The following is a 13,174-nucleotide window of genomic DNA, read 5'->3' on the forward strand; positions in this document are numbered from 1 at the left end:
TCGTGCACAAATTAAAAATAAATTATGCACGAGTGTAGCATTGTGAATGAAGAATGCTATATTAAAGCTTACCTCACTATTAAAGCTATCGGTCAGATTAGATTAAAAACCTAATCTGACCGGTTTCTCTATAACCCTCTAAACCCTGATATAATTATATGATAATTAGTTTAATTAGTGGTTAATATGCAAATTGATTTTATTCATATATTGAGATAGCATAAACCATATTGGTTTTAATTATTGTGCAACTTTATAAATCGTCACTGTTACTTCTACTGACTGTATTAATAGTTATAGTCCTAAAATTACCTGAAAATTTGAGCATTGCAGTAAATTGGTCTCTCCCAATTCTAGATTTTGATTTATCTTTTCGTACCATACTAATATCTTTTTTATCAGTTGCATTTTTAGCTGTTCTACCAGCACAAAATTTGACTTTTTCAGAGATGCTATCTTTTGCTGCTTACACTATTAGTTCACTTTATGCAGTTTTATCTGAACATATGATATTGGTTATAATATTCTGTGAATTAATGACCGTCAGTGCATTTTTTACTATCGCAGCTGGCTGTAGAGATAGTGAACCTGCAATAAGGTACACTTGTGTACACTTTTTCGTTGGAGTTATATTAATAGCAGGATTGGCACTTCAAAGCACTAACCTGATAATTTTGGGTTTATTGATAAACTGCGCTTGTTTTCCTTTTTCATTTTGGGTTGTTGATGCATATCCTGCTGCATCGCTACATGGCACCACATATCTCTCTTTATTTACCACTAAAGTCTCTTTTTTAGTGATGCTTTTACACACTTATAACCTATGGCAAGATTGTACTGAAATATTAGCGCTTGTAGGCGCCATCACCGCAATTTACAGCATTATATTTGCTTCTCTTGAGCAAAATATTCGCAGATTTTTATGCTATAACGTTGTAGGACAAATGGGCTTGCTGATTATTGCAGGAAGTTTGCTCAGTCCTTCGGAAAAAGCAATACCAATTTTGATACTGCATATAATCTTCTCTCTTGTTTATCAATCATTATTGTTTGTGGTCAGTAATTCGATTATTTCACAAACAAAAACAATTAGTTTTAATGGAGTGGGTAAACTGATGTCAATGGAAGGCATGTGTGCTATAATCGCAATACTTACAATGGCTGCATTTCCTGGAACCGTTGGATTTATCAGTAAATCATATATCACAGCTGAAATTGAAATGAACACTGTTGCCTTAAAAGGGTATAAAAATTTATATAAGCTTCTAAATTTGCTGCTTCATTTAAGCGTGGGGCTAAAGTTTCTTTATTACTTATTTATTGCAAAAAGTAAGTCAAAACCTTTAGCAGAGAGAGGAGGCAAAATGACTATGATTATTTTAGCATTTATATGCGTAATCGCTGGCAATCCTTACTTACCTATTTACAACAAACCTTCGATTTTCGATTTTGTGTACAACACAAAAAATATTTTGTCGCAATTTAATTTGTTACTATGTACCACTTTATTGTTTATTCCTTTACGCAAGTTATTTTACCCGAGAGTAAATTTTAAAATGGATGTTGATTGGATTTTTAGAACTTTCATATCCTATATTGTCTTGTTGTTCAATCAGTTAGTCTCTAAAACTAGAGAAATGTTTGCCAGCGTAGTGCAAAACTTGACTAATCCACTTACTGGTTTATACTTTAATAATATTACTAAACTTAAAGAAGTGCTGGGTTATAACTCAGTGAGTTTTGTTTCAGCTTCTTCTCTCTTTTTAATGAGTATTCTACTAATGCTATTATGTTTAAATCGTTAACTGAAAGTTTAAATTCTGTATTTAGTAAACTGAGAGGAAAGTCAATCATTTCTGAAGATGATTTTAATCTTGCCATGCGTGAAATACGTATAGCTTTAATTGAAGCTGACGTTTCACTTGAAGTTGCAAAAAAATTCATCAACGACATTAAAGATAAAGTGATTGGGGAAAAAGTCATAAAAAGTGTTTCTCCAGCACAAATGATAATTAAAATTGTGCAGGATAATTTAGTTGCAGTTCTCGGATCAGAGAAAAGTGACTTAAATCTAGCAGTTAAATCCCCTGCTGTGATTATGATGGTGGGCTTACAAGGTGCAGGTAAAACAACTACCTCAGGAAAGCTTGCTTTAAAACTAAAAAAGCAAAAGAAAAAAGTGATGCTTGCCTCTTTAGACATTTATAGGCCTGCTGCCCAGAAACAACTTGAGGTGCTGGGTAAACAAACAGACGTACAAACTTTATCTATAGTAATAAATGAAGGGCCTATTGCAATTACAAAAAGGGCACTAGCAGCAGCAAAGAACGATAATTATGATGTATTAATACTAGACACCGCAGGCAGGCTTCATATTGACAATAATATGATGAATGAGTTGAAAGCCGTAAAGGAAATAGCTTCACCTGCAGAAGTTATTTTAGTAGCCGACGCAATGATAGGCCAGGATGCGGTCAACATTGCCAAATCATTCAATGAGGTAATAGGTGTAACCGGCATTATTCTCACCCGTGTTGATGGTGATGCACGTGGTGGTGCTGCTCTTTCTATGAAAATGATCGCCGATTGTCCAATTAAATTTATTGCTTGTGGTGAAAAATTAAGTGACCTCGATGATTTTTATCCCGATAGAATTGCAAAAAGGATACTTAGCATGGGTGATGTTGTATCATTGGTTGAAAAAGCTGCTGAGATTGTTGGTCAGGAAGAAATTGATAAGTTACAAAAGAAAGTAAAAAAGGGTAAATTCGACCTAAACGACCTAGTGGGAATGTTAAAAACTCTGAGTAAAATGGATGGCATTAGCAACATAATGAAATTCATCCCTAGTTCATTCACAAAAAAGCTAAGTAGCAGTGTGCCAGATGACAATAAAGTGAAAAAATATATAGCCATCATAAACTCAATGACCGAAAAAGAAAGGCAAAATCCAGATATTTTAAATGGCAAAAGAAGACTTAGAATTTCTAAGGGGTCCGGAACAAGTGTAACTGACGTTAATCTTCTGATTAAGCAGTATAATCAAATGAGCTCTATGGTAAATAAGTTCAGTAAAGTTGACCATAGTAAACTCAAAGAATCTGATTTGATGGATATGCTAAGCAGAAAGTAAGTCAGCAGGTAGTGGAATGAGACAAATCATCAGTAAACCTTTAGCTATATCAAAAGCGGCTTAGGTCTCGCAAAAAAATTTACAGCTTCTTGCTAGCCAAGAAATTTATTATTAATTTTAAGAAATACTATAGCTGACCCAAGCAACACGTCATACCGCGATTCATTTCATAACTGTACGAACATTGTAGTGTGGGCCACCAGTGGGGTGTCATCCGAGTAGCTTGACTACTTGGATCCAGAAAAAAGAATGGTGTCATGCAAGTAGCCTCCTTCTCCTGTCATCCCAGCGCCCAGAGGTGTCATCCGAGTAGCTTGACTACTTGGATCCAGGAAAAAGAATGGTGTCATGCAAGTAGCTGACACTGGTCTCCATCCAAAAGGGTGTCATCCCAGTGCTTGACACTGGGATCCAGGAAACTTAATTGCAAGTAATGCATTGGGTTTGGTGAGTATGGGTTTTGCGTTATAGAATGAAGCACTTTTTGTGAATTTGTAAAGAAAACTGGATCCCAGTGTCAAGCACTGGGATGACATCATCCTTTTTTTGGATTCCAGACTGGAATGACAGCAGTCCTACGTCATACCGCGATTCATTCGCGGTATCTCTAGATCCCGCTAACAAGCAGCGGGATGACGGTTGTCGTTTAGCTACAAACATTAAGAAATTTACCAAACGAAAAAAAAGGCAAAAGAAGCCCCGTGGTGGTTGGCTATTTACTATGTACTAAAATATCGGCGTTTTTTTTATTCTAAAACGCTTGATTAAGAGCGATTTAGCTGCTTTTAACTTGCAACTAACCTACACCGCAAGTGTTTAAGAAATTTACTAAGCAGGAAAAAAGGCAAAGAAACCCCGTAGTAGCTAGCATTCAAATTCTCCCTTGTCAATTTGACGTTTTTTGCTGTCTTAAACGCTTTGTAAGCGCGTTTCGGCTTATATAGGTAAAAACCCAGAAATTTTTAAAGACATGCGATGCACGTAGTGCGAAAAATTAAACATGAGACGCCAAATACCCTAAGTTTTTTGTCATTAACCTGCACAGATTGCGAAGATAAATAAATAGCTTCAGTTTCATGATAAGGGGGCTGGCGGAGTTTGTCAAGTAAGTTTTTTCGTTTCTATTGTAATGACAGTTATGGCCTGTGCAAGAAATCTATTGATTTACAGCAGGTTCTTTGTTACAGTCCACAGTTATGCAAAGAAACTTAAAGCCTCATGAGTTTATTTACAGCCAGTGTTTTACATAATTTGGAGCTGTATAGCTGAGTATTGTATATGATAATATTAATAACAAACGATGATGGTTTTGGAAGTGAAGGAATAAAATTACTCAAAGAGGTTGCACGGAATTTTGCGTCAGAAATATGGATAGTGGCACCAGATACTGATAGAAGCGGAGCTGCAAGATCTCTTGATTATCCAGTGAAACAATCTATTGGAATAAAACAACATAGTGAAAGGGAATTTAGTGTGTCTGGTACTCCTGCAGATTGTGTCATTATTGCGCTAAATAAAGTTATGAATAAAAAACCAGACTTAATATTGTCCGGAGTAAATATTGGATCAAATGTCGGGGACGATATTTGTTATTCAGGAACAATTGGTGCTGTAATGGAAGGTGCTGCAAGATCTATACCTTCTATTGCGCTGAGCCAAGTTTATCATGATAAAATAGACTGGCACAATACAAAGGTTTTTGCACCAAAGGTTATTGCCAAGCTAGTTAAGGTTGGTTGGCCTAAAAACATAGTGATGAGTGTAAATTTTCCTGCTACGGAAAAAGTAAAAGGAGTAGAATTTGCTGAACAAGGTGAATATAACATTGATGGGGATTTTACTTTTACTGAAAATTCGAATGGCTCTTTTAGCTTAAATTGGTCTCGAGAGCACTCAGGCAGTGGTAGTGTAAATAAAATAAAAGAAGGATTTATTACTATTACACCGGTAAAATTAGATTTTACAGATTATGATACATTGAATGCTATGAAAAATTCTTACGCAGACGAATTTTCTTCTATAGCTGACTGAAAAAAACATTTGCATTGTTCCTAATAGATGTTTTCTATTGTATTATCGCGAGCAATTATTTTTTCTTCACCTGTATCCATGTTTTTAATCTTTAAAGTTTTACTACTCAATTCTTCATCACCAAAAATTAAAGCAGCTTTAGCATTTGCTTGATTTGCTTTTTTCATTCGGGTTCTGAGCGTTCCGCTATATTCATAGATTACATATAAACCATTTCTGCGCAATTCATTTGCAAGTGTTAAAGCATGTTTTTCAACCTCTCTACCGATTGGAATTAGGTAAATAGGTCGCTCTTCTTTCGGAGAATAATTGATTAACTCCATTATGCGCTCAATACCCCCTGCAAATCCTATTGCTGGAGTGTGTTTTCCACCTACTGAAGATACTAAATTATCGTATCTTCCACCGGCAAAAACTGCCCCTTGTGCACCTAAATCCTCTGTAACAAATTCAAACACTGTGTGGCAATAATAATCCAAACCTCGAACTAGTTTATTGTTTACGGTATAAGGTATATCAAGAATTGTTAATCCATTTAGTATTTGTTCAAAGAAATCTGAGGACTCTTTCGTATAATAATTGCTGATTTTAGGCGCATCAGAAATTATTGATTTATCTTTCTCATCCTTGGAATCCAGTATTCTGAGTGGATTTTTGATCAACCTATTTTTGCTATCTTCTGATAGATCATTTTGATACTTTGTAAAGTATAAGATCAAAGCTTCTCTATACTTAGTTATTGTTTCACCATCACCTAAAGAGTTGATCTCCAGCTTTACATTTTTATTGATGCCAAATTCAGTTAGTAAGTGCTGAGCGAGTGATATCAATTCAATATCAGCTTTTGGATCTTCTATGCCAAAAACCTCAAAATTTATCTGATGAAATTGCCTTTGTCTTCCCTTTTGCGGTCTTTCATAGCGAAATGCAGGTCCTGTTGAGAATAATTTTATCGGTGTTTGCAGTTTTTTTTCAATGAGTAGCCTGACAATCGCTGCAGTGAACTCAGGACGTAAAGTTATGCTCTTTCCCCCTTTATCATTGAAGCTATACATCTCTTTAGTGATGATGTCTGAGCTATCACCTAAGGTTTTTGTAAAAACCTCCGTGTACTCAAATATTGGAGTTTGGGCGGGCAAAAAGCCGTATAAACTTGAGATTCTGTTTGCTGTTTGCTCTATGTATTTAAACTTGTACCATTCATCAAACAGGAGATCTTTTGTTCCTCTAACCGTTTGATTAGTCATAGTGTGGTCTCTATACCTGCAACCTCTGGTATGTGGTAGCTCAGCATATTCTGCACTCCTTGCTTTAAAGTAATTGCAGCACTTGGGCATCCAGAGCAAGCTCCTTGCAACTCAACATAAACTATTCCATCTTTATAGCCACGAAATTTGATATCGCCACCATCTTGAGCAACTGCAGGTTTGATATGACTTTCCATCAATTCTTTTATTCTATTTACAATTTCTATATCATTTTTATCAAAAAATTCTTCATCTGGATCATTCACTTCTTCTTTATCTAGCGCTTTTCCACCTGAAGTAAAGTGATCCATGATTGTAGTTAAAATTTCTACTTTTAATGTATCCCAATTAATTCCACCCAATTTTGTTACTGAAATAAAATCATGACCAAAAAACACTCTTACCACATGTTCTATTTGAAAAAGATTTGCTGCTAACTTGGAGTTTTTTATTTCATCTGCATTTGAAAAATCAGCCGTTTCTCCTTCGTTTAGAATTGCAAATCCAGGGAGAAATTTCAGTGTATTTGGATTTGGTGTTTCTTCAATCTGGATGAACATGTTATTTACCATGACGATTATAATTGTTACTATTTAATCATAAAATGATAAAAAAATATACATGTCATTCATCTTTTTTCTTTTTTTAGTATTCATAGTAATTATATTTATTTTGCCTAGCGTTGTTGTATTTTTTCTTTTCCTGACAAAAAAAAATAACATAAGTTTCATGATGAACTCTATATTGAGTAAGTTTTTGAACGAATTTAATAGCAGTAGAAGTTATACTGAAAATTACACTGGTGACAACATATCCAAAGATGAAGCATTAAAGATACTGGGGCTGAATCCTGAAGCAAGTCAAAATGAAATCAATAAAGCATATCAAAATTTAATGAAATTAGTTCACCCAGATAAGGGAGGCTCGGAATATTTTGCACAAAAATTAAACGCAGCACGTGATAGGTTGCTGAAAAAATGATCTTAAAAAAAGTTTTCGTTTAACAAATTTCTTCCTTTGCTTTTTCTAAATACTCCAATATTGCTTCATGTAGCGCAGTCCATGTTATCTGTTCTTCCAGGGAAGGTATAAATTCTTGTCTCCAAGCATTCTTAAACTCCTGAAACCACTGTTTTTCAAAACCCTGAAATTCTAAAGAAATATCTACTTTAAAGCTATCAATTAAACTGGAAACTTCTGCAGCTTTAGAGCTATCTAGTGATTTTAAAGATAACACTCCACTCTTTAAAATGTCTAACTCTTCCAATACATTAAGCTTAAATAGTTCATAGAGTGAAGACCATATGCGATATCTTAAATAAGAATCATAGTATAACTTAATTTTGTACATTAAAGTGGTAGATGCATCAGGAGAAATGTTATTCTCATATTGTGCAAGAGAAGATAATAAATTCTCATAATCTACTTTGCTTAAACATGGTTGTAGAGTCGATTTAATTTTTTCACTAAAGGTTAGATAACTAGAAGAAATGCCATGACTATATTTACTAAAGAATTCAGGAAATATATCTGCTTGTTCTAATTTAAGAGGTAAATCTTTTCTAATTTCTCTTGGTAAATTATGTATTGAAAACTGATAAATAACCCATACAAAATTCTCATCAAACTCATCTGAGTAATCAGCATTATTATCAGGAAAAATTACATTACCTTTCTTATCATTCCAAGGTAATATCTTATAGAAAAATCTGTTCAGCCTTTGTTTTAATTTCAAAATACCTTCATTTCTATCACCTGCTTTATACAATATTTCGCCCATTTGCTGTTTAGCATCTTTAGGGTTTATTCTGTCACTTATGTGCAATCCAATTCCATTTTTCTCTAATAACTCCCAATCAAACAATTTGTGTGGATCTGGTTTACGCATTGTATAGCCAAGCTCTGGATCATGCACTATAGTTCCTATTTCAGAATGACTAAATATCATATCCCTTTTAATTTTAAAACGCTCCATAAGATATAAAATCAGCTCTTTAACGGACCTCATTTGCTCTTCCGGAAAAGGCTCAAGTCCTGTGTTTACAATTTCAATACCTACAGAATAATTGTTAAGCTTCTGCAGCTCTTCAAGCTTGCTATTTATCTTAACTCTTGCATAACTAATACCAGCATGCCATGCTTCTTTCTCTAATGGAACCATTAAGGTAACGCTGCCGTCCCTATCGACAATAAAATGAACTGACAATCCTCTAGCATTCAGCGTATCTTTTGTACCTTTTAATGTTGATGTTTCAGTATGGTGAACTATAACCATTAACACTTTTTCACCGGCTCTATCAACATAATTTAAAGCTGAAGTTGGATCTAAAAATAACAAATCCTGATCTTTCAATAATGGTAATTTTTCTTGTAAATCTTGGAAATCATTCTCGATACTGCTTGAACTGGATACTTGCCCAGATATGAGAAATGCTGAGACAGTAATCAGTAAAACTAATAAATATTTGTTGATTTTAGATAGTTGGATTTTCATACCATCTTCATAAACACTTTGTAGATAACTTTTCATTATATAGTTAGAGTAGTGTTGTTGAATAAATTTACAAGACAAAATCATACTAGTCCAGTAATAGTAACATGTCCAAAGATAAAGCATTTAAAATACTGGGATTAAATCCACAACTGTACGAACATTACAATTTGAGCCTACCAGAAGGATGTCATCCCAGTGCCCAGACACTGGGATCCAGGAATTTTGATTGGGCACTAAGTTGGTAAGCATAAAAGTGGCTGATCTTATGTTAAAACACAATGTTCTTGATGAGATTACGGCAAGGCTGGATTCCAGACTGGAATGACACCATTTGCTGTGCAGTTTACCTTCAAGAATGAATGTTCGTACAGTTGTGGATTAAATCCTGAAGCAAGTCAAAATGAAGTCAATAAAGCATATCAAAATTTAATGAAATTAGTTCACCCAGATATAAGGAGGCTCAGAGTATTTTGCACAGAAATTAAACGCAGCACGTGATAGGTTGCTGAAGAGGTAATTAATATTGCTTTAAAGTTTTTATTTGTGCGTAAAGGATAAGTTGCTACAATAAAAAAATAAGATAAAAGTAGCAATGGACATGTGTTCAGAAAGGTTTAAGTTATGCAGGAAGATAACAAAAAAGAAACAATAAAAGAAGAAAAAGGCATATTAGGATGGATAGAATATAGATTGCCTATATTTTCTTTTCTAAGACACACTGCTTCTTACCAAGTGCCAAAAAACTTAAATTATGCTTGGAACTTTGGCTCTTTGGCTGGTATAGCGCTGATTTTACAAATAATAACAGGTATATTTCTTGCTATGCACTACACTCCGCATGTTGATTATGCGTTTAATAGTGTAGAGCGCATAATGCGAGATGTGAATTACGGGTGGTTAATACGCTACACTCACGCTGTTGGAGCATCGCTCTTCTTTATGGTAGTCTATGTTCATATAATGCGTGGATTATATTACGGATCTTATAAAAGACCGAGAGAGATGGTGTGGTTTATTGGAATATTTATATTTTTTGCAATGATGGCAACTGCCTTTATGGGATATGTATTGCCTTGGGGACAAATGAGTTTCTGGGGTGCAACAGTTATAACCAACTTATTTTCTGCTATACCTTTAATTGGCAATAAAATAGTTATATGGTTATGGGGTGGTTTTTCAGTGGATAACCCAACACTTAACCGTTTTTTCGCTCTGCATTATCTTCTGCCTTTTGTTATTATTGCTTTAGCTATGCTTCATGTGATAGCTCTGCATAGGTTTGGCTCTGGTAACCCAAGTGGAGTGGAGGTAAAATCAGATAAGGATACCATCCCTCTCTATCCTTATTATATAGTCAAGGATTGCATAACTTTTGGTCTGTTTTTTGTAGTTTTGTTCGCATTTGTTTTCTATGCTCCCAATTATCTTGGGCATCCAGACAATTATATAGAAGCTGATTCTATGGTCACTCCGGTACATATAGTGCCAGAGTGGTATTTTTTACCTTTTTATGCAATGCTACGTTCAATTCCAGATAAACTTACTGGTGTGCTTACCATGTTTGCGTCTATTTTAGTGTGGTTTTTGTTACCTTGGCTTGATAAATCAAAAGTTAAAAGTGGTGCTTATCGCCCGGTGTTTAAGAAATTTTTTTGGGTTTTTGCAATAAATTTTGTACTTCTTGCCTGGCTTGGAGGACAAGAGGTAAAAGAGCCTTACATCACTATGAGTAGGCTATCTACTCTTTATTACTTTGCATACTTTGTGATAGTTTTACCACTGCTTAGTAAGTATGAAAAGCCAAAAGAACCACCAAAAACCTTAAGTGATTCTGTGCCGGAGATGAGGTGATGTCAATTCAAAGCAGATCTCTTACAAAATTCTCTGTCATCCCAGAACTCTCTTCTGTCATCCCAGAGCCCTCTTCTTTCACCCCAGAGCTCTCTTCTGTCATCCCAGAGCCCTCTTTTGTCATCCCAGTGCTTGACACTGGGATCCAGAAAAAAAATAAATGGATTCCAGCATCATGTACACAATTGTATGAACGTTGTATACAACACACAGTGTCATTCCACTATCTTCCGTTGTCATCCCAGTGCTTGACACTGGGATCCAGGTATAAAAATACTTACAAATCATGCAATGGACAACAGATTCTAGGAGTGCATGATAACCATAATGTCAGTGATGAAATAAGCTGGATTCCAGTGTCAGCTACTTGCATGACATCAATTCGAAATTTACTAAAACAGTGGTTATGCATGGGATCTAATGTATTTGCAATCTTCTGCATGTTATTTCTATCTAGTCTTATATCTGCAGAAGAATTTAAATCATCACCAAATAAGAAAATAGACTGGAAATTTGATGGAATTGTCGGATCTTTCGATAGAGAGTCAATTCAGCGTGGCTATAAAGTGTATAAAGAAGTCTGTGCTGCTTGTCATTCAATAAATAGGGTAGCATTTCGTAATTTGCAAGATGTCGGTTTTTCTGAAGAAGATGTAAAACAAATAGCAGCTTCTTATCAAGTTAAAGATGGTCCGAATGATTTGGGTGAAATGTTTGACAGACCTGGAGTACCTTCGGATTATTTTATTGCGCCTTTTGATACAAAAGAAGCAGCTGCAGCAAGCAACAATGGTGCAGTCCCACCAGACTTATCATTAATTATTAAAGCAAGGCATGATGGTGCAAATTATGTCTATTCATTGTTAACAGGCTATCAAAACGGCGAACACGATGAAAATGATTTATATTTTAATTCGTATTTTCCAACAGGCAGATTAGCTATGGCGCCACCACTTTCTGAAGGAATGGTGGAATATGATGGTGCAAGGCAAGCCACAGTTGAAAATATGGCGTATGATGTGATAAATTTTTTACAATGGGCAGCAGAGCCAGAATTAGAGCGCCGGCATAAACTTGGATTAAAAGTAGTGGCGTATTTTATAATTTTAACAGTGTTTTTTATATTAACTAACAACAAAGTTTGGAGCAAGCTCTATAAAAAGAAGTGATAGTCAATTTTGCCTCAAGCACAATGGTTGTCATCCAAGTAGCTAACACTGGTTCCTTTATGACGGTGTCATCCGAGTAGCTGACACTGGGATGGCTTTGTCGCATCGTACCTTATACGGTAATAATTTACGATAAATTCATGTAGCCATTTCGAATTTAGCCATACCAATGTCAGTAAATTTATTAAGCAAATAGCACTTAATGAGCAGTTCTTTTTCACGATTTATAGCTCTTTTCATAGAAGTCCGGATGTGATAAGGATAGATAATGATAAGGAGGTTGAATGCCAGCAGCATATAGTTATGATTTAAGAAAAAAAGCAATGGAGGCGCTAGACGAAGGAGAAAGCAGAGAAGCAGTGGCAGCAAGATTTAAGATTGGACGAACTACTTTATGGGAGTGGCAGCACTGTAGGCTTGACCATAAATTATGTTAAGATAGAAAATGACTATTTTAGATAGAGCTTGATGTAATGCAGTGCGATACAAAATAACGGTAGAATATAATGGTAGTAATTTCTCTGGTTGGCAAAAACAGCAACACTCTGCTAACTCAATCCAGGAGAAGATAGAAAATGCTATATTTAATTTTAGTGGTGAGAAAGTTACTTTGTACTGTGGTGGCAGGACTGATGCAGGAGTTCATGCTTTAGGACAAGTTGCTCATTTTGATATGGAAAAGGAATTTGAGCTTTATAGAATAAGGAATGCAATAAACTATCATTTAAAATCAATTCCTATAGTCGTGCTTAATGCAGAAGTTGTAGATGATGCGTTTCACGCACGGTTTTCAGCAAAAAAAAGATATTACGAATATAGAATAGTTAATCGCTATGCTCCTGCCGCTCTGGAGACGGGTTATGTATGGCAAGTGTTTAGCCCACTTGATGTAAATATTATGCGTGAAGCTGCTAAACATCTACTTGGAAAACATGACCTTTCAAGTTTCCGTTCAAAAGATTGTCAAGCCGCAAATCCGATAAGAACAATTGATGATATCGATATAATACAAAATGGGAATCATATACACATCAAAATATCTGCTATTTCCTTTTTACATAACCAAGTGAGGATTATTGTGGGTACTTTAGTTGAATTTGGAAAAAATAGAACCAATCCGCAAGAAATGCTAAATATATTAAACCAATGCAAAAGAAGTGCCGCTGGAGTTACTGCACCACCTTTTGGCTTATATTTGGTAAAGATAGATTACTAATTTAATAAAAGCTAGTGAAATAAGTGCCATACC

At 35.1% G+C, this 13,174-nt stretch carries 16 protein-coding genes and 1 pseudogene; 9 read left to right on the top strand and 8 right to left on the bottom strand.

Annotated features, from left to right (window positions below; genetic code table 11):
- The first annotated feature begins 245 nt into the window (after positions 1–245).
- Together AAGD93_RS07015 and ffh are read left to right on the top strand one after the other, a co-directional pair.
- Positions 246–1,805 (top strand): proton-conducting transporter membrane subunit, encoded by a 1,560-nt coding sequence (locus AAGD93_RS07015; protein ID WP_341819414.1) that lies wholly within the window; start codon positions 246–248, stop codon positions 1,803–1,805.
- Positions 1,790–3,133, top strand: coding sequence for a signal recognition particle protein (gene ffh / locus AAGD93_RS07020; protein ID WP_341819415.1), 1,344 nt, complete (start codon positions 1,790–1,792; stop codon positions 3,131–3,133). The genes AAGD93_RS07015 and ffh overlap by 16 nt, the downstream gene beginning before the upstream one ends.
- Positions 3,134–3,260: 127 nt before the next feature.
- On the opposite strand, the gene AAGD93_RS07025 is transcribed toward ffh, so the two are convergent.
- From AAGD93_RS07025 to AAGD93_RS07040, 4 genes are read right to left on the bottom strand one after another with little or no spacing between them, the layout of a single operon-like run.
- On the bottom strand, positions 3,261–3,392 hold the full coding sequence (locus AAGD93_RS07025; RefSeq protein ID WP_255356224.1) for a hypothetical protein: 132 nt from the start codon (positions 3,390–3,392) through the stop codon (positions 3,261–3,263).
- Positions 3,361–3,498, bottom strand: coding sequence for a hypothetical protein (locus tag AAGD93_RS07030; protein WP_156518007.1), 138 nt, complete (start codon positions 3,496–3,498; stop codon positions 3,361–3,363). Before AAGD93_RS07030 ends, AAGD93_RS07025 begins: the two co-directional genes overlap by 32 nt.
- Entirely contained in the window at positions 3,480–3,614 is a 135-nt protein-coding gene (locus AAGD93_RS07035; protein WP_341819416.1) for a hypothetical protein, read from the bottom strand. Before AAGD93_RS07035 ends, AAGD93_RS07030 begins: the two co-directional genes overlap by 19 nt.
- The gene (locus tag AAGD93_RS07040) at positions 3,599–3,793 is read right to left on the bottom strand and encodes a hypothetical protein (protein WP_341819417.1); all 195 of its coding nucleotides are present in this window, start codon (positions 3,791–3,793) and stop codon (positions 3,599–3,601) included. The genes AAGD93_RS07035 and AAGD93_RS07040 overlap by 16 nt, the downstream gene beginning before the upstream one ends.
- 618 nt (positions 3,794–4,411) lie before the next feature.
- Here AAGD93_RS07040 and surE point away from each other — a divergent pair.
- Complete coding sequence (gene surE, locus AAGD93_RS07045) at positions 4,412–5,164, top strand: 5'/3'-nucleotidase SurE (protein ID WP_341819418.1); 753 nt, start codon at positions 4,412–4,414, stop codon at positions 5,162–5,164.
- 20 nt (positions 5,165–5,184) lie between these two features.
- Here the strand turns inward: surE and hisS are convergent, their stop codons facing one another.
- Entirely contained in the window at positions 5,185–6,411 is a 1,227-nt protein-coding gene (gene hisS / locus AAGD93_RS07050; protein ID WP_341819419.1) for a histidine--tRNA ligase, read from the bottom strand.
- The gene (locus AAGD93_RS07055; protein ID WP_182319735.1) at positions 6,408–6,971 is read right to left on the bottom strand and encodes a NifU family protein; all 564 of its coding nucleotides are present in this window, start codon (positions 6,969–6,971) and stop codon (positions 6,408–6,410) included. The genes hisS and AAGD93_RS07055 overlap by 4 nt, the downstream gene beginning before the upstream one ends.
- A 169-nt stretch (positions 6,972–7,140) precedes the next feature.
- On the opposite strand from AAGD93_RS07055, the gene AAGD93_RS07060 reads away from it, so the two are divergent.
- A complete protein-coding gene (locus AAGD93_RS07060; protein WP_264719019.1) occupies positions 7,141–7,392 on the top strand; it encodes a J domain-containing protein in 252 nt (83 codons plus the stop codon).
- Positions 7,393–7,411: 19 nt separating this feature from the next.
- Here AAGD93_RS07060 and AAGD93_RS07065 read toward each other — a convergent pair whose 3' ends face one another.
- Complete coding sequence (locus tag AAGD93_RS07065) at positions 7,412–8,941, bottom strand: N-acetylmuramoyl-L-alanine amidase (RefSeq protein WP_341819420.1); 1,530 nt, start codon at positions 8,939–8,941, stop codon at positions 7,412–7,414.
- 87 nt (positions 8,942–9,028) lie between these two features.
- Positions 9,029–9,154 (bottom strand): hypothetical protein, encoded by a 126-nt coding sequence (locus AAGD93_RS07070; RefSeq protein WP_341819421.1) that lies wholly within the window; start codon positions 9,152–9,154, stop codon positions 9,029–9,031.
- Between the two features lie 72 nt (positions 9,155–9,226).
- Between AAGD93_RS07070 and AAGD93_RS07075 the strand changes: the two genes are divergently transcribed.
- The 5 genes and pseudogenes from AAGD93_RS07075 (at position 9,227) to truA (ending at position 13,141) form a co-directional block, all read left to right on the top strand.
- The gene (locus AAGD93_RS07075; RefSeq protein ID WP_341819422.1) at positions 9,227–9,403 is read left to right on the top strand and encodes a J domain-containing protein; all 177 of its coding nucleotides are present in this window, start codon (positions 9,227–9,229) and stop codon (positions 9,401–9,403) included.
- A gap of 123 nt (positions 9,404–9,526) precedes the next feature.
- Positions 9,527–10,756 (top strand): cytochrome b, encoded by a 1,230-nt coding sequence (locus AAGD93_RS07080; protein ID WP_006280242.1) that lies wholly within the window; start codon positions 9,527–9,529, stop codon positions 10,754–10,756.
- A 410-nt stretch (positions 10,757–11,166) separates the two neighbouring features.
- Positions 11,167–11,925, top strand: a complete 759-nt coding sequence (locus tag AAGD93_RS07085) for a cytochrome c1 (RefSeq protein WP_341819926.1) — start codon at positions 11,167–11,169, stop codon at positions 11,923–11,925.
- A gap of 284 nt (positions 11,926–12,209) precedes the next feature.
- Positions 12,210–12,332, top strand: a pseudogene (locus AAGD93_RS07090) (IS630 transposase-related protein); the annotation flags it as partial.
- A 71-nt stretch (positions 12,333–12,403) separates the two neighbouring features.
- The gene (gene truA, locus AAGD93_RS07095; protein WP_010963021.1) at positions 12,404–13,141 is read left to right on the top strand and encodes a tRNA pseudouridine(38-40) synthase TruA; all 738 of its coding nucleotides are present in this window, start codon (positions 12,404–12,406) and stop codon (positions 13,139–13,141) included.
- The last annotated feature ends 33 nt before the right edge of the window (positions 13,142–13,174 follow it).

Origin of the sequence: Wolbachia endosymbiont (group A) of Brachyopa scutellaris (assembly GCF_964026995.1) — a bacterium.
Classification (GTDB): domain Bacteria; phylum Pseudomonadota; class Alphaproteobacteria; order Rickettsiales; family Anaplasmataceae; genus Wolbachia; species Wolbachia pipientis.